16 protein-coding genes are annotated in these 17756 nt (G+C 40.8%); 3 read left to right on the top strand and 13 right to left on the bottom strand.

All coding sequences use genetic code 11. From position 1 onward, the window contains the following. Window positions 1-86: 86 nt before the first annotated feature. The 3 genes from M0M83_RS02615 to dnaB form a co-directional block, all read right to left on the bottom strand. The gene (locus M0M83_RS02615) at window positions 87-1283 is read right to left on the bottom strand and encodes an aromatic amino acid transaminase (RefSeq protein WP_248467559.1); all 1197 of its coding nucleotides are present in this window, start codon (window positions 1281-1283) and stop codon (window positions 87-89) included. A gap of 102 nt (window positions 1284-1385) precedes the next feature. Next, a complete protein-coding gene (gene alr / locus M0M83_RS02610) occupies window positions 1386-2468 on the bottom strand; it encodes an alanine racemase (RefSeq protein ID WP_125892835.1) in 1083 nt (360 codons plus the stop codon). A gap of 411 nt (window positions 2469-2879) precedes the next feature. Beyond that, the gene (dnaB, locus tag M0M83_RS02605; protein WP_004260904.1) at window positions 2880-4292 is read right to left on the bottom strand and encodes a replicative DNA helicase; all 1413 of its coding nucleotides are present in this window, start codon (window positions 4290-4292) and stop codon (window positions 2880-2882) included. 212 nt (window positions 4293-4504) lie between these two features. On the opposite strand from dnaB, the gene M0M83_RS02600 reads away from it, so the two are divergent. Further along, complete coding sequence (locus tag M0M83_RS02600; RefSeq protein ID WP_213914007.1) at window positions 4505-5488, top strand: quinone oxidoreductase; 984 nt, start codon at window positions 4505-4507, stop codon at window positions 5486-5488. Window positions 5489-5565: 77 nt separating this feature from the next. On the opposite strand, the gene M0M83_RS02595 is transcribed toward M0M83_RS02600, so the two are convergent. The 5 genes from M0M83_RS02595 to M0M83_RS02575 form a co-directional block, all read right to left on the bottom strand. After that, on the bottom strand, window positions 5566-6747 hold the full coding sequence (locus M0M83_RS02595; RefSeq protein WP_213914009.1) for an MFS transporter: 1182 nt from the start codon (window positions 6745-6747) through the stop codon (window positions 5566-5568). Window positions 6748-6758: 11 nt separating this feature from the next. Then, window positions 6759-8051, bottom strand: a complete 1293-nt coding sequence (locus M0M83_RS02590; protein WP_248467557.1) for a dTDP-4-dehydrorhamnose 3,5-epimerase family protein — start codon at window positions 8049-8051, stop codon at window positions 6759-6761. A gap of 50 nt (window positions 8052-8101) precedes the next feature. Beyond that, window positions 8102-8365 (bottom strand): hypothetical protein, encoded by a 264-nt coding sequence (locus M0M83_RS02585; protein ID WP_004260915.1) that lies wholly within the window; start codon window positions 8363-8365, stop codon window positions 8102-8104. A 629-nt stretch (window positions 8366-8994) separates the two neighbouring features. After that, window positions 8995-9996 carry a tRNA dihydrouridine(20/20a) synthase DusA gene (gene dusA, locus M0M83_RS02580; protein ID WP_248467555.1) on the bottom strand — a complete coding sequence of 334 codons (1002 nt, stop codon included), beginning with the start codon at window positions 9994-9996 and terminating at the stop codon, window positions 8995-8997. A gap of 264 nt (window positions 9997-10260) precedes the next feature. Beyond that, window positions 10261-10470 carry a YdgH/BhsA/McbA-like domain containing protein gene (locus M0M83_RS02575; RefSeq protein WP_125892847.1) on the bottom strand — a complete coding sequence of 70 codons (210 nt, stop codon included), beginning with the start codon at window positions 10468-10470 and terminating at the stop codon, window positions 10261-10263. A gap of 243 nt (window positions 10471-10713) precedes the next feature. Here M0M83_RS02575 and cbrC point away from each other — a divergent pair, with 243 nt between their 5' ends. Further along, window positions 10714-11301: a PF03691 family colicin E2 tolerance protein CbrC gene (gene cbrC, locus M0M83_RS02570; RefSeq protein WP_248467553.1), complete on the top strand. Its 588-nt coding sequence runs from the start codon at window positions 10714-10716 to the stop codon at window positions 11299-11301. Window positions 11302-11350: 49 nt separating this feature from the next. On the opposite strand, the gene M0M83_RS02565 is transcribed toward cbrC, so the two are convergent. The 5 genes from M0M83_RS02565 to M0M83_RS02545 all read right to left on the bottom strand — a co-directional run bounded on the left by M0M83_RS02565 (window position 11351) and on the right by M0M83_RS02545 (window position 17204). Then, window positions 11351-12145, bottom strand: a complete 795-nt coding sequence (locus tag M0M83_RS02565; RefSeq protein WP_125892851.1) for an inositol monophosphatase family protein — start codon at window positions 12143-12145, stop codon at window positions 11351-11353. Window positions 12146-12242: 97 nt separating this feature from the next. Then, window positions 12243-12716 (bottom strand): DUF6882 domain-containing protein, encoded by a 474-nt coding sequence (locus M0M83_RS02560; protein WP_213914019.1) that lies wholly within the window; start codon window positions 12714-12716, stop codon window positions 12243-12245. A gap of 3 nt (window positions 12717-12719) precedes the next feature. Then, a complete protein-coding gene (locus tag M0M83_RS02555) occupies window positions 12720-13655 on the bottom strand; it encodes a nucleoside hydrolase (protein ID WP_213914021.1) in 936 nt (311 codons plus the stop codon). Window positions 13656-13752: 97 nt separating this feature from the next. Next, on the bottom strand, window positions 13753-15912 hold the full coding sequence (locus M0M83_RS02550) for an ornithine decarboxylase (RefSeq protein WP_213914022.1): 2160 nt from the start codon (window positions 15910-15912) through the stop codon (window positions 13753-13755). A 272-nt stretch (window positions 15913-16184) separates the two neighbouring features. After that, window positions 16185-17204: a mechanosensitive ion channel family protein gene (locus tag M0M83_RS02545; RefSeq protein WP_248467551.1), complete on the bottom strand. Its 1020-nt coding sequence runs from the start codon at window positions 17202-17204 to the stop codon at window positions 16185-16187. Window positions 17205-17347: 143 nt separating this feature from the next. On the opposite strand from M0M83_RS02545, the gene M0M83_RS02540 reads away from it, so the two are divergent. Next, complete coding sequence (locus tag M0M83_RS02540) at window positions 17348-17755, top strand: DUF2750 domain-containing protein (protein WP_125892861.1); 408 nt, start codon at window positions 17348-17350, stop codon at window positions 17753-17755. The last annotated feature ends 1 nt before the right edge of the window (window position 17756 follow it).

The following is a 17756-nucleotide window of genomic DNA, read 5'->3' as shown; positions in this document are numbered from 1 at the left end:
AAATAGCCTTCCTCGCTAAATATAAGAGACAAAAAAAACGTAGGTCAGACCTACGCTTTTTGTTAACTCGGATGGAGAGTAAATGATTATTCGCTAACGGCCGCAAATGCTTCCACAATGCGTTTAACATTATGGCGATTGACGCCTGCCATACAAACACGGCCAGTTCCAACCAAGTAAACGGCAAACTCATCTTTCAGACGAGCAACTTGCTCTTTAGAAAAACCGGTGTAGCTGAACATACCGCGTTGCTTTAATAAGTGGTCGAAATTGTGGTTTGGTAATGCTTTTTTCAGCTCATCAACCAGTACCGTACGCATGTCTAAAATGCGCAAACGCATCTCTTCCACTTCTGCTAACCATTTGGCTTTTTCTGCACTATTGGTTAATACCGCTGCAACAATTTTTGCGCCATTTGATGGCGGGCTTGAGTATAAGCGGCGAACACCTGCTTTTAACTGGCCTAATACCCGGTCGCGCTCATCTGGGTTTTCGCAAATAACGGATAGTCCACCGGCACGCTCACCGTAGATACCAAAGATTTTAGAGAATGAATTACTGACAAACACAGGTAAGCCAGCTTTAACCATTGTTCTAATCGCATAGGCATCTTCATTGATGCCTTCTGCAAAACCTTGATAAGCAATATCTAAGAATGGGATCAGTTTGTACTCTAATGCCACTTTAGTGACTTCATCCCATTGTGCAGGAGTCAGGTCGGAGCCTGTTGGGTTATGACAGCATGGGTGCATTAAAATGATGCTATTTGCTGGCAATTTTTTGAATGTTGCCAACATTTCATCAAATTTAACGCCTTTGGTTTTTTCATCAAAGTAGGGGTAATAATGCACTTTTGTACCCGCACCTGAAAAAATAGAGGCATGGTTTTCCCAAGTTGGGTCACTGCACCACACTTCTGAGTCTGGATAATACTGATGTAAAAAATCTGCACCAATTTTCAATGCACCAGAGCCACCAATCGTTTGGACAGTCGCAATACGTTCCTGTGCTATTAGCGGGCAATCTTCCCCGAATACCAGTTTTTGTAATTCAGTACGATAATCTTTTAAACCTTCCATAGGTAAGTACAAGGATGCACTCGCAGGCAATTGGCTTAACGTCGCTTTTGCCGTTCCAACAGTACCCAGCTCAGGGGTTTTACCTTCACCATCGTAGTAAAGACCAATACTCAAATTAATTTTATTTTCACGAGTGTCTTTATTAAATTCATCCATTAACGACAGAATTGGGTCGCCCGGATAAGCATCTACATGTTCAAACACAGGACATCTCCTAATCATTATTTTACGCTAAATAAACCAAGCGATGATTTACCATATTTAACGTCATTTTTACGTTGTTACCTGAAAATAACCCTTTGCTGGCTATTCGTCTACATATTCCATTGCAACTCGAGAGGTTAACTTTGTCAGCAACTCATAGTTGATAATGCCCGTTTGTGTGGCAATTTCTTCAACTGGCAGTTGATTTCCCCACAAAATAACGTCATCACCCACTTTATCATTGGCATTTAGCCCTAAATCCACCACTGTCATATCCATGGAAATTCGCCCAACAATAGGCACTTTTCGTCCATTAATTAACACGGGTGTACCTGAAGGTACGTTACGTGGATAACCATCACCATAGCCGATTGCAACAACCCCAAGCAGCGTATCTTTATCACTGCACCATGTTTCACCGTAACCTACGCATTGCCCTGCTGCATGTTTCCTAACCGCAATTAATGTTGATTTTAGTGTCATCGCAGGAAGTAAACCGAAGTCTTTTGCGCTTTTACCTTCTTGTGGAGATGCTCCGTACATCATGATCCCTGGGCGTACCCAATCATAATGTGCTTCTGGCCAGAGCAAGATCCCCGCGGAGGCCGCAATGGATTTCTCCCCCTCTTTACCAGCAATAAACTGTTTAAAACAGGCAATTTGTTTTTCAGTTGTCGGCAAATGAGGCGCGTCAGCTTGGCAAAAATGGCTAACAATATTGATAGGAAGTTGAACTTGTTGGCAGCGTTGTAAGCGTTGATAAAAGTCTTCGGCATCTTTAGGAAGAACACCAAGGCGGTGCATACCGGTATCCAATTTCATCCAAACTTTCAGAGGATAAGGCAATTTGGTAGCTTCAAGCATTTCAAGCTGTTCAATACAATGGATCACCGTGTCAATCTGATGCTCTGCCATCAACAGCAAGTCAGAATGTTCAAAAAAACCTTCCAATAACACGATCGGTTTTACCACACCGTGCTGCCGTAATAGTAGGGCTTCATTGAGCCTTGCCACCCCAAAGCCATCCACTAGCTCTTCTACTGCCTGACCAACCCCTACTAACCCATGACCATAAGCGTTTGCTTTGACAACTGCAATCATTCGGCTATTTGGCGCAATCTCTTTCACCCGTTGCAAGTTGTGTCGCAGAGCGCGGCGGTTTATCAATGCGGTTGCCGCTTTCATTGTTTCCTCGTTCTTTTTCTCTAAACCCGCTAAAAATTAAGCTGCCCTTTGGCAGCCCAATATGTTCTCTATTTGTTATACGCTAAAAAATATCAATTTCCATTCGATATTATTTTTATGGATCATTTAATTTTAATACGCTAGTTCCAATACTCTAAATAGTTTGCGTTGTCGCTAGGCGGCAATTGAGCTAATCCTAGGAGCATACAAAAGTATGTGACTAGGATTAGGGAATGAAGCCAACACCGCGACAGCGCGAAATATGACGATTCCAATACTCTAAATAGTTTGCGTTGTCGCTAGGCGGCGATTGAGCTAATCCTAGGAGCATACAAAAGTATGTGACTAGGATTAGGGAATGAAGCCAACACCGCGACAGCGCGAAATATGACGAGTATTTATGACGAGGATTTAGTCTTCGTCGTTATAAGCCGGCCCCGCATAGTTATCGAAACGCGACCACTGCCCATTAAACGTCAAGCGCACGGTACCAATTGGTCCGTTACGCTGCTTACCTAATATAATCTCAGCAACGCCTTTGAGCTCACTGTTATCGTGATAAACTTCATCGCGGTAGATAAACATAATCAAGTCCGCATCTTGCTCGATAGACCCTGATTCACGTAAATCCGAGTTAACTGGGCGTTTATCGGCACGTTGCTCAAGACTACGGTTTAACTGTGACAACGCCACTACTGGAACATTAAGCTCTTTTGCTAACGCTTTGAGTGAGCGTGAAATTTCAGCAATTTCTAATGTTCTATTATCAGAAAGAGCAGGAACTCGCATCAATTGGAGGTAGTCAATCATAATCAAACTTAAACCACCATGCTCACGATAAATACGGCGCGCACGTGAACGTACCTCTGTAGGAGTCAGGCCCGAAGAGTCATCGATGTACATATTGCGCTTTTCCATCAAAATACCCATCGTGCTTGAAATTCGCGCCCAATCTTCATCATCAAGTTGCCCAGTACGAATGCGAGTTTGGTCGACACGAGATAGTGACGCCAACATACGCATCATAATTTGGTTACCTGGCATCTCCAAACTGAAGATAAGTACCGGTTTTTCTTCTGTCATTGCCGCATTTTCACACAAGTTCATCGCAAAGGTGGTTTTCCCCATGGATGGACGCGCGGCAACAATAATTAAATCCGACCCTTGCAAGCCGGCCGTTTTTTTATCGAGGTCTTGGTAACCTGTTGAAACCCCAGTAACACCGTCGTGAGGCTGCTGGTAAAGTTGCTCAATTTTTTCAACGGTTTCTGACAAAATGGCTTCGATGCCTTTCGGCCCTTCGTCTTTATTCGCTCTTGATTCGGCAATTTGGAAAACTTTGGTTTCGGCTAAATCGAGGAGGTCTTCACTGCTTCGCCCTTGTGGATCATAACCTGCATCCGCAATTTCATTAGCAACAGAAATCATATCGCGAACAATCGCACGTTCGCGGACAATGTCTGCATAAGCATTAATATTCGCTGCACTTGGCGTATTTTTAGATAGCTCAGCCAAATAAGCAAAACCACCGACGCTATCCAACTCACCCTGTTGTTCTAGTGATTCCGATAAGGTGATAAGGTCAATGGGCTTGCCTTGCTCAAGCAAAAATTGCATTTGCGAGAAAATGGTGCGGTGGGGTCGGCTAAAGAAATCAGCATGAGTCACACGTTCAGAAACGGTATCCCAACGCTCGTTATCTAACATTAACCCCCCTAAAACAGACTGCTCCGCTTCGAGAGAATGTGGTGGAAGTTTTAACCCTTCCATTTGGTGGTCTCGTGGGGCATCCGTTTTAAAATTTGATGAGGGTTTTTTAGCCATACATTAATATCCAAGTCTATAATTAACGATCTGCGCTTAGTATACGCCAATCTTATTTTTTTGTGGTTTTCTTTGCGTCTTTGCGCAAAGTAATCACAAGATAAAATACATCAGTGAAAGCACAAACCTATAATTCTTCTGATTGAAACATGGCGTTATGATAAAACGATTGTTATTGTAATTAAAATGAATAGTCCTTATTGGAGATTGTCATGGCAAAACGTATTGAATTCGCGCAACATGGCGGCGCTGATGTACTTAACTTAGTAGATTATTCCCCAGTAAATCCAGCAGATAACGAAATTCAAATTGAAAACCGTGCTATTGGGATTAACTTTATCGACACCTATGTGCGCAGTGGTTTATACCCTGTTGCTAAGCTGCCAAGTGGTCTTGGTACAGAAGCAGCGGGTGTTGTTGTAAAAACCGGTGCTCATGTCACAGGTTTCAAGCCCGGTGATCGTGTCGTTTATGCGCAAGGCCCACTAGGTGCGTATAGCGAAGTCCACAATGTTCCTGAAAATGCGGTCGCTCATCTCCCTGATGGCATTACGTTTGAGCAAGCTGCTGCCAGCTCATTAAAAGGCATGACAGTTTATTACTTATTCCATCAAACCTATCAACTGAGCCGTGACGAAATTTTTCTATTCCATGCCGCTGCAGGCGGTGTTGGGCTGATAGCGTGCCAGTGGGCAAACGCACTAGGCGCTAAAATGATAGGCACGGTGGGTTCTGCAGATAAAGCGTTAAGAGCCAAAGATGCAGGAGCATGGGAAGTGATCAATTACCAAACAGAAGACATTGCAGCTCGCGTGAAAGAAATCACTCATGGCGAAAAAGTGAATGTAGCGTATGACTCTGTAGGTCAATCCACATGGCTTGCCTCGTTAGATTCACTTAAACGTCGTGGCTTGATGGTTAGCTTTGGTAACGCCTCAGGCCCTGTCACTGGCGTGAATTTGGGGATCTTAAACCAAAAAGGCGGGTTATACGTTACTCGCCCATCATTAGGCGTTTATGTGACTAACCGTGCTGAGCTAGACCAAGCGAGTAATGCCTTATTTGATATGATTTTAAGCGGCAAAGTGAATGTAGATGTGCCGCAATCACAAATTTTTGCTTTAAAAGATGCACAAAAAGCCCACCTCACTATCGAATCAAGAAAAACCCAAGGTTCGAGTTTGCTTATTCCGTGATAAATAGCCCCCTTAATTAGCCAGTCATTTTTGCTAGTTAAGGGGCTTTATCTATTTTTAAGATTTAATTCTAGAGCTTAAACAGAGGAAGCTATGTGCCGATAAACATAGACGCCAGATATAAAAGAAATCATTACTGCTACTGACATAAAATAATAAATAACAGTTGTTGAATCGCCAAAAAAGTATATAACCATTCCAATAAAAGGGAGCACAGACTGATTAAGCAATACAATAATAGATGAGACTCCAGCAAAATAATTTGACGGAATACATTCTATACGTACCATTCGACAAATATTTCCTGTAAAGACTTTACCAATAATAGAAATTGCGTAGAAACAAACGAATATTATAAATGATGAAGGATATGATATTAAAAAAATCGAACTCCCCGTAATAATCAGAACCGCGCTAAGTAGAAGTTTTTTCCGCTGAATAAAGTGAGTTAATGAACTATAGAGATAGGTTCCAGTGACACCACAAAGGCCAGCCGCAACATCAATAAAACCGAAATACTTCGCAGGAAGCCCCATTTCTTTGTCAATCAATGCCGTACCACTCGATTCAATAATGCTATCAAACATATTATTACCAATGGCGAGTAATACGGTTAAAAACAATATTGGTATAGAAAAAATATAGATAAAATGGTGTTTGAACAGCCCATTTTCCTGACCTGAAACATTCTGATTATCTTCATGCTTCATATTGCTCAATTCTTTTTTCTTTAAAATAAAAAAAAGAGCATTAATAATATAAAGTAAAAGTGGAATGATAAGTACTGTACGAATCCCATAGTCGATAATTATCATGCCAATCAATGGACCTACTATCATTCCAGAAAAGTCCATTCTTGATATTAAATTAACATGATATTCCTTTTTGTAACTTATTAATGAGATAATTTTCTCATAAGAAATAATAGTTTGAGAATTTCCTATTGATATTAGGCTACCCACAATACCAAATGCGACTGCAATTATTAGGTCTGAAGAAAAATCATTGAAAGCTAAAAATAGACATCCTATTGATTTGATAACATCAGATAAAATAGAAAGTGGGCGTACTCCAAGTCTATCAATGTATTTACCAATAAGTGGAATAATTAATATTCTTGGTAACCACCATAGAGCATAGGATAAACCTGAATATTCAATACTACCTGTTAACTGGTAAACTAGAACTGGCGTGAGAAAGACCATAAGGCCATCCGCAGTAAGTACGAAAAAAAGCATTAAAAAGAATAGGTTGCTCATAACTTATATTTTTATACCTTCTCCTTCAATAACACTTTAACATATCGACCTAACTTATCATCAAATACCACTACTGATTTAGGTGTGTTGTGCGTGGGTGCCTCTCTGACTATTTCCTTCTGCTTCTCAATCAGAAACTCATAGTATTTTTTATCTGCTTTGATATTATTTGTCTTATAACTCATATAATTTAGATTTTTTATTGGCCAGTCTATTACATCATGACCAGGAATATATTCTTTATCCTCACTGATATAAATAATCGGTCTATTAACAGTAACCACGCCAGCCATATTCATCAGGGCATGCGCTACACCACATGGAATAACTAATTCCACATTAGGCAAAGGAGTAAATGTTATTTCATCTTCAACGAAAATAGTATCCGAACCTTCCCTCATATCAACTAGCTTTAGTGTAATTTGATGTTCGGCTTTGCCCAGAAAAGTTAAATGGTCTTCTTGGCCCAAATGTAATCCATAAGAATCAAAATCGTAATGTTCATAACCATGTTCTACAATATACATCGGTGACATTCTTGTCAGTGGGACAATTCCACTGTATTTCCCTGTTTTGACTGATGGAATTTCTTTAAATTCAACACCAATAATTATTGAATTAGGTAGAACCAAAACCTCATCATCATTAATTTTCTCTCTGATACGTACATTTATTTTGCTTCCATCATCTAAGTTAAGCTCTCGAGTTTCAGAATGTTGAAATTTGTGTTTCATTAAATTTTTATGCTGATATTCAGCAATACGATGATAAACAATATCAGCTGCTTCTTCTGTCATTGGAAAGTAGCCAGATACCTCTAAAGGATGAACATTTTCTGGTATATTTATAACATCATTGTCAGGAAACCAAGTAAGGTCAGGTCGCGATAATGTTTCAATATCAGGAAGAAAAAGTGCATAGGAATTAATTGTGAATATATTTTCCAGATTATGAAATGTATGAGCAATGCCAGGTGGAATTACAAGTGTTTTTGCCGAAGATGGAGTAATATTAAATTCCAATGATACTCTGAATGTGGGGGAATTTGCACGGCAATCGATGAATTTTGCAGTTATGATTTGCTCTGTATTTCCGATGAAAGTCAGCATATCTTGCTGGCCTAAATGAATCCCATACTGACCGTATTTAAATTCATGCTCACCATGATAGATAATATTTATAGGGTAGGTAGTAACGAAAGGAATAACATATGAGTCTGACTTTCCATTATTAACTCTCCATCGTGAGATCCAATGTAACCCTGTAATAGTTATTTTTTGGTTGAGATCATTAATTTCATCCATATAAAACCTCATTTAAGGTGGCAGCCCTAACCTACAGGCCGCCAAGATAATTAAATATTGACCACTTCTATGTCATAACCTGCACTTTCTGCACTTTTTATTAGTTCGCTTAGGCTACTTGTATTAAGTTGATAATATTTATCATCTGCTGGTGCATTTTTGATTCCAGCCAGATAAGCAAGCTTATCTAAAGCAACAGTTGCCACAGATTTTGTCTGTAGGATCATGTCAGTAAAACTATTTCCTTCTGCATTTATTACTTCAACACTTTTTGGAGATTTGTATAGGCGGGCTATATTTTGAATTTCGCTCATATGAGCTCCTTACTTTAGATTAAAAAGTATATGGGTATGTTTATGTCATGAAGGTGAAATGAAACATTAAAAAAACATTTCATTAACACTTATAGCATCGACATTTTTATTCTGTCAATAACCAATTAGTTTTTTAATCCAAAAAACACCAAAATTTCGATATTAATATTCACATATATTTAATATAAAGTTATATAATAAAAATAGTAACAAATATCCATTCAAGAAATAGAACTTACCATTCACTAGATCTTTTATATTCAAGAAATGTCATTGCAGTCTGCGATTGACGATAATTGGCTTTTACATAATCGATTCTCTCGATGGAATTTTCGCCAAGGAAGCCCATCAAATAAAGAATGAAATGAGTAAAGAAAATAGAGAGGATCGCTGCATATGTCACCCCTTTTCAAAGACCTAAGCCAGCGAAAGCTGGCTTAGGTGTTGGCAACGTGCGAAATCAATAAGATATTAGTATTTCAATGAATTACATAACCGTATGCATTTAAACATTCCTATACTTGTTCAATTAAGATCGCACTCAAACTGAACAAATATTATACAATCCATAAAGTTACATAAAGTAACTGTAATTGAGCTAGAGTTTTGCCTTTACGAGTAATTTATACTCACTCACCACGCGTCACAAATTCGAGAGCTTGCTCAACAACGGCTAAGTCAGCCCCTTTTTTATGCGCATTTTCACTTAAATGACGACGCCATTGGCGCGCACCGGGGATACCTTGGAAAATCCCTAACATATGGCGGGTCATATGGCCTAAATAAGCGCCTTTCGATAACTCTTTTTCGATATAGGGATACATCGCTCTAACTGCATCAACACCATTGGTGACAGGAAAGTGCTCCCCAAACAATTGGTTATCAACCGCCGTTAAAATAGACGGGTTTTGATAGGCTTCGCGCCCCACCATGACGCCATCTAGGTGTTGAAGATGCTCTTTTGCTTCTTCCAGCGTTTTGACTCCACCATTAATCGCCATGGTCAAATGAGGAAAATCACGTTTTAATTGATAAACTCGTGGATAGTCTAATGGTGGGATTTCGCGATTTTCTTTTGGGCTAAGGCCAGATAGCCATGCTTTACGCGCATGGATAATAAACATTTCGCAACCGCCTTTATCTGAAACGGTTTCAATGAAATCACATAAAAACGCGTAACTGTCTTGCTCATCAATTCCAATACGGGTTTTTACGGTTACTGGGATAGAAACCATGTCTTGCATGGCTTTCACGCAATCGGCCACCAATTGGGCGTCCCCCATTAAACAAGCACCAAAACGCCCATTTTGTACGCGATCTGATGGGCACCCGACATTTAGGTTGATTTCATCATAACCACGTTCTTGTGCCAACTTAGCACATTGCGCCAATGCGGCTGGGTCACTACCACCTAGCTGTAATGCAACAGGATGCTCTTCCTCACTAAAGGCAAGATAGTCTCCTTTTCCGTAAATAATCGCCCCTGTTGTGACCATTTCGGTATACAGCAAGGTATTTTTGCTTAATAAACGATGAAAATAACGGCAATGGCGATCTGTCCAATCGAGCATCGGCGCAACGGAAAATCGGTTTAAGTTGGTGTAGCCTTGTTTTGAGGTATTTTGATGCATGTTGGTCTTGTGTATTGGTATCGGTTATCTAGCCCCGAAAATAGCGAGCTGCGGCAATGAAAGAAAGGGATTATAGCATATCGAGCGCTGAGCGCGATTGATTACAACAGACAGCCCCCGATATGCAAATCCACACCGAGGGTTTTAAAATTACAAATACTTGTTTTACTATATCGCAATATATCAACCTAAAAACAGCGTTTAAATCCAACTTAAAACGCCATTTTCAGATAAAAAACTTCAACAACAATTCAGACTCATTAATTAGTTAGTTTCTGCGCTCATTGTGACAAAATTTCCCATACGAGCACTGGTAATGGTATAGCTATCTGCACCCGCGGCTTTAGCTTTAGCTGCAATTTTTGCTTCTGTTGAAGCCAGTGTATCACCTGTTGCAGTGATTGTTGCTGCTGATGCACCAAATGCGACCATAGATAATACAGAAGCTGCCATCAATGTTTTTAACATGTTCATAATCTAATTCCTTCACTTATTATTCGATGAGACAACCCTTGTTGTCTGCGATGAAGGTATCTTATCGACAACGTTATTTAGGTTAAAGCTAATAATATCGCTCAACTTATTCAAATTAATTGAATGATTTACTTTATCTGAAACTCACCATGGAATAAAACCGAAAGATATAATCAAGCAGCCTTGTGCTATGCTTTCCCAAAGTTGGTTTACTTCTCGCGCAACCTTTAATAGGAACTGTATATGCCACTCAATAACCGAACACTCCCTACATTTAGGTACCATCCGAATCCTATTGAAACTGAAGCTTTTCTGACGGATAAAACAGTAACCTGTGATTGCTGTAAGCAACCTACTGATATTTATTATGAAAGCCCGTTTTATTCTATTGAGGACATTGATACTTTGTGTCCTTGGTGTATTGCCGATGGTTCTGCCAGTGCAAAATTTGATGGTGAGTTTCAAGACCCTGCCAGTGTTGAAGGTATTGATTGCGAATATGACGAAGACGGTGAGTTTTCACATACCATAACCCCCTATCCTGCTGAAATTTTTGATGAACTAATTAAACGAACACCGGGCTATCAAGGGTGGCAACAAGAAATTTGGCTCGCACACTGCCAAGAGCCTTGTGAATTTATAGGCTATGTTTATTGGGATGACATCAAAGATAGACTGGGTGAATTTGTTTCCCTTGAAAATGATATCGCTGATTACGGTTTTTCAATTTCAGAGCTCGCGAATATTCTCCATCAAGATAGCGCTGCTCAAGGTTATTTATTTCGTTGTTTACATTGCAAAAAACTACGTTTGCATTTTGATTTTAGCTAATTTATACCAACTAAATCGCGTGAAGAAGCCTATCTTCAGGCTTTCATCTTCAACTATTCATCAGTTCAATAATTTGCTCAGCTAATTCTGGCGTCGCGGCTGATAGTAAGCTTCCTGCAAACATGGCTTGCTGACGCTGTCCATTTAATGCACAAACTTCCCCGCCCGCCTCTCGGATGCACGGAATAAGTGCTGCACTATCCCAAGGTTTCATTATGGTATCAATCGCACCATGAATACGACCACTAGCAACCATGGCATGCTGATATGCATCATTGGCAAAAATAAAATCCCTTGCTTGGCCCACAACTGCATCCAAATGATAAATTTGCGCCCCTTCTCGGGAATTATAATTACTACTATGAATACCTGATGCGCTTACCACGGCTTCTGATAATGATTTAGGCGATTGGCTTTCGAGTTTAAGTTGTCTTGGAGCCTGACGAGCTGTTTGCACCCAGCACCCTTCCCCTTGTGAGGCAAAGTAGAGTGTGGATATCGCAGGAAAACTAATCACACTAAGTAATGGTTCCCCATTTTCCACATAAGCAATTAGCGTACTAAATAATGGCACTCCATAAATAAATGCACGCGTACCATCAATCGGGTCAATTACCCAGCCAGAACTGAATTGCTGCTCACCAATAAAGCCAAACTCCTCACCTAAAACAGCGATATTCGGTGTTTTTTGTGCAAAGAATGACCTAATTTCTTCTTCAACTCGGGTATCCGTTTCCGTAACTACGGAACGATCAGGTTTATAATCAAACTTTCCAGCCCCTTCAAAAGCGTCTACCGTCATGGTTTTGACTAATTCAGCGGCTTCAAGTGCAATATCTAACATGAGCAAGCTCCTCATTGAAAAAGAAATTGAGTATAACGGACTAGTTATAGAATAAAGGCGCTAAAATGCCTTATCGACCATAGAGCCCCCATATGACCTAAATTTGTTGAAGAGACACTTCACCAAATGTCATAAATATCAAAGTATGCCCCGCAATTCCACGGTATACCCCTTGCTGACTATTGAGTTCGCAAGCCAATGCCGTTAATTGCCATGCATCATATTCTTCGATGTGACTAATTCGAGCGGTCAATAATGCGTTATCTCTCCGCTCACCATAAGCTTTCACTGCGATTGCATCTTGGGTTAAAGCGCTGTCGATAGAACTGTTTGCCCAACTCCACATCCAACTGCCTTGGTTTTGGTCATAAGTACCAACAATTTGCACTGGCGCTGTTGCCATTATATTGTCAGGCGCATGAAAAATAATGGTTCCTTCGTCTTGGTTCACGGACCAATCTGCTTCATCTAATTTCCATGTATCACAATGAAATTGGTTTTTGGCCTGTAACGCATTCATACTGCGTTCAATTAATGCCTCATAAGGCATCTGTTCTATTTCATTATCCATTTATTACCCAATATTTTTTAATGCATTGATAATTAACTGCCAAAATTTATGATGGTCTAACTTAACCGCGACTTGAGTATGGCAATTTTCAGGCGCCGGATGACGGAAATCAGCCACTGTCATGCCTAGCGTGTGCGTTCCTGTCAGCTCAATATTCACAGGCACTTTTTGCGTAGTCATTACTGTCGGATCAATGACATAGGCAACCGCACAAGGGTCGTGTACTGGCGGAGCATCAAAGCCTTGAGCTTGTTTGTACATTTTCCCAAAGAAATCCAGTAATTCGACGACAAATTGCGAACAATCACTGCCAATCTCAGCAATTTCTTTCACAACATCAGGGGTAGCCAGCGCTTGATGGGTGAGATCTAACCCCACCATGGTTAGTGGCCACTTTTCATTGAAAACAATATGAGCCGCTTCTGGGTCAATTTTGATGTTAAATTCAGCCACTGCACTCCAATTTCCAACATGGTAGCCCCCGCCCATCAGCACCACTTCTTTAACTCGTTCGACAATGCGCGGTTCAAGACGAGCAGCAAGCGCAATATTGGTTAATGCACCGGTAGGCACTAAAGTCACTGTTTTAGGAGGATGAGACATAATCGTTTCGATAATCAGCGAAACCGCATGCCGTTCATCAAGCGTCAATGTGGGTGTTGGTAATACAGGCCCATCAAGCCCTGATTCCCCATGAATATCAGGTGCGACTTCAATTTCCCGAACTAAGGGGCGAACCGAACCCGCGGCAAATGGAACACCGGTGATCTTCGCCATTTCAGCGATAGCCAATGCATTATGAGTGACTTTTTTGAGGGTTTGGTTGCCGGCAACCGTTGTTACCGCCAATAATTCAATGTCAGGGTTACCATAGGCCAGTAATAACGCGATAGCATCGTCATGGCCGGGATCACAATCGAGGATTATTTTTTTGCTCATACCTTACCTTCTTAAATTGGAGTCAGAAATGGCACTGACCCCAATTTAGCGAGCTAGCAAGGCAAAATCTATGCTTAATATCTGAATACTTGGAAATTTATTTCAAAACATGCGCATAGACACGTTTTTTCTCACCTTCATTTTTCGAAATATACACACCTTGTAGCTCAGGCGCAAAGCCCGGTAATGCATTAATCCCCGTTTCTAGTGCCTTGAAATAGCGCAGTACTGGGCCTGACCACACTTCCCCTGGCACCACACACAATACACCCGGTGGGTACGGTAGCGCACCTTCAACAGCAATACGTCCTTCTAATTCATCCAATGGCAATAATTCACAGTTACCACGAATAAATTCTAAATGCGCTTGCTGAGGCGCCATTTTCACTTCAGGGAAGTGATTTTTACGGAACATCTCTTTTTGCAGCTGTTTAATGTTGTCATTAACGCTGAGCTGATGCATTTCTTGGCACAGGCGACGTAATGTGTAGCCTTGGTAATGTGCCTGATAACGTTGATAAACCGATGGCAAAACCTCTTCCAATAGTGCGTCTTCATCCAGTAACTGTTCGAAACGGACTAAATGAGAGACTAGTAGCTCCAGTTTTTCACGGGTTTCTGCGGGAGTTAACAAAAACAAAATTGAATTTAAGTCGCACTTCTCAGGGATCACACCGTGTTCACGTAAAAAATGCGCCAAAATCGTCGCAGGAACGCCAAAAGCGTCATATTCGCCACTTTCGACATCAATACCCGGGGTTGTTAGCATCAATTTGCAAGGGTCAACGAAGTATTGGTCCTGTGAATACCCCTCAAACGCATGCCAACGCTCTTGCGGTATGAAATTAAAGAAGCGCTGCTGCGCAGCGATTTGTTCCGTTGGGTATTCATGCCATGCCTTGCCATCCACCATTTCAGGGACAAAAGGCTTAAAATAACGGCAGTGCTGAAATATCGATTTTCTTACCTCAATCCCCACTTTCACGCAGTCCATCCACATCATTTTACCTGCATCACCTTGGTGAATACGTGCATTCACATCTAAAGAGGCAAATAAGGGATAAAATGGGCTTGTAGAGGCGTGCATCATAAAAGCATTGTTGAGTTTTTTGTGTGAAACAAAACGCTCTTGTCCTTTGATGTGGTTATCTTTTTTATGGATTTGTGAGGCTTGAGAAAAACCAGCCAATTGCTTATGAACCGACTGAGTCACCATAATCCCAGGGTCGTTTTCATTTAATTCAAGTAGCAATGGCGAGCACTGGCGCATCATTGGAATAAATTGTTCATATCCCACCCACGCAGAATCAAATAAAATGTAATCACATAAATGACCTATTTTATCAACGACTTGCCTTGCGTTATACACTGTACCGTCATAAGTCCCTAGCTGGATCACCGCTAAGCGGAATGGCCGCTTGGCCTGAGCTTTTTCCGGCATCACTTCTTGGATAAGCCCACGTAAATAATTATCATCAAAACAGTGCGCATCAATTCCTCCGATAAAGCCAAAAGGATTACGTGCCGTTTCAAGGTAAACTGGTGTGGCTCCCGCCTGTATCAACGCCCCATGGTGGTTTGATTTATGATTATTACGATCGAACAAAACCAAATCACCCGGTGTTAATAGCGCATTTAGCACCACTTTGTTGGATGATGAGGTGCCATTTAACACAAAATACGTTTTGTCCGCATTGAACACTTTCGCGGCGAATTTTTGTGCCTCTTTCGCGGCACCTTCATGGATCAATAAATCGCCCATTGCCACATCGGCATTGCATAAATCGGTACGGAACAGGTTTTCGCCATAAAATTGATAAAATTGTTCCCCTGTCGGGTGGCGACGGAAAAATTGGCCGCCTTGATGCCCCGGACAGGCAAAAGTCACATTATGACCCGCAGCATAATCCATCATTCGAGCAAAAAATGGCGGTAATAACTGTTTAAGATACTGATCCGCAGCATCGAGTAATTGACGGCTATTTTCTTCACGAGCAGCGGGCGCTGGTGGTAATAACGCTGTTAAATAAGGTGGTAAGTTTTCATCGGTTGGCAGCTGTTTATCACTGATGATAAACAGCGGAATACTCAGCTGGCTCTCAACGACTCTTTCCCACAGGCCTTGGTTGGCATCTTGTTCAGATAGCACAACAGCAGCAATATTGTTTAACTGTGCATCGCGAATATCTACCCACTGAAATTGATTAGTGAAATAGATTGCGACCCCCTGGCTACATGCCACATTGATTTTGTTCATAGCAGTCTGGCTCTTAGTTAGCTGAGGAAAAGAGGCGGACAATATACTTGATAGATCAGGGAATTGAAATGATTAGCATGGGCAGAAAAGATAGCCAGATTTGGAAAGTTGAATATATTTTATAAGCCACTGGTTAATAGCATAAAAATTCTATCTCATCACAACCCACCCCTCCATATTTCAGGCCATCATAAAGATAATAAAAAGATAAATTAACCAATTAACCTGGTGATCACCACCAATTAATCGGCCAATTTATCCGTAATGGGACGTTAGTTGTTTTTTTCTACATACAAAGTCTGTGATGGGAATGCAAAGTCCGCATCGTGGCGTTTAACTATCTCAATGATCTTCAAATACACCGCTTGCTGAGCGGCTAACCATTCAGCCCAAACTGTTGTTTTGGTAAAGCAATACACCATAATATTTAACGAAGAATCGGCAAACGTATCGAAATAAACTAATAAAGTTTGGCTGGTATCGATATTGGCATCTTGTTGCAACATCGTGCGGATATCGTCGACAATCGCACCAATTTTGTCTGAATCTTCATAACGTAAACCAATTTCAGTTTTGATGCGTCGGTTAGTCATGCGCCCCGGGTTTTCCACACTAATAGAAGAAAAAACCGAGTTAGGAATGTATAACGGGCGGTGATCAAACGTAATAATCTTGGTGATCCGCCAGCCAATTTCAACCACCGTGCCTTCAATATTTCTATCCGGTGAACTGACCCAATCACCAATATTAAAGGGCCGGTCAAAATAGAGCATTAACCCTGAGAAAAAGTTACTTAAGATATCTTTGCCGGCCATACCGATAGCAATACCGCCAATCCCACCAAATGCCATCAAACCAGACAAGCTCATCCCAAAATGCTCACCAAACAGCAGCACCATAATGACAAATATTGCGGTTTTAAATACGCGGGCGACAATACGAGCCGAAGTGGGGTCGCTGCCTTTTTTAATCTGTGTTTTTTCTAGTCGGTTCGCCAACTGGAACAGTTTCCTCATTAAAATCAATGCAATCAATGAGATAGTGAAAAAATTAACCAAAGAGGTTGAAATAAACGTTAAATCAAAATCCGTTGCTGCCATATCGACATATTGAGCAATAACAATAACTACGCCACACAGCACTAGGGTTTGAACCACATGGATCAAAATACTTTTGCGCTTATGTTTATGTTTACGTCGTTTATGTACAATCTCAAAAGCTAAATAGATTGCGAGAAAAGCGGCAATCAGTGTCATGCCAATCGCATATTTTTCAAGTAGTGCTTCTATCATTTCTAACCGCCCTAAAATTTACCTGATAGGCTTTATTTTTATTTGTTTTACTGTGTATTATTTCTCGTTATCTTATTATTAAGATAACAATTATAAAGATAATTTTCCCAATAATTATCAGTTACTTTTTAGATTATCCAATAATGAATAAAAAGCTATTTTCCCCAAACGACAAAGAAATACACAATGTTTATGCGCTTAGGCCGCACCAGCAGTATGGCTATTTTGTCAGTAAAATCGCTGACTGGGAGCAGGTATGGAGCCTCGGCGATGGGCAAAACCTCGTTACCGCATGGAATGATGAAAACTGCCTCTTTCTGCCCCTATGGCCGGCCAGAGCGTATGTTGAGTTATGTTTAACGGGTGAATGGGCGAATTTTACGCCAATGCCATTTACACTTGAACACCTGATGACAGAAATGCTACCTGATATGCATGACGCAAATATTAAGGTTGCTTTGATGATGCAATCTGATGGGAAAAAAACACTGATTTATGATGCTGCGGCGCTTCTCGCTGATTTGGAAGAAGAATGTCAGCAATATGAGTAAA

This window comes from Providencia rettgeri (assembly GCF_023205015.1).
Classification (GTDB): Bacteria; Pseudomonadota; Gammaproteobacteria; order Enterobacterales; family Enterobacteriaceae; genus Providencia; species Providencia rettgeri_E.
The sequence above is the reverse complement of the archived record's forward strand: the minus strand, read 5'-3'. Positions and strand labels throughout refer to the sequence as shown.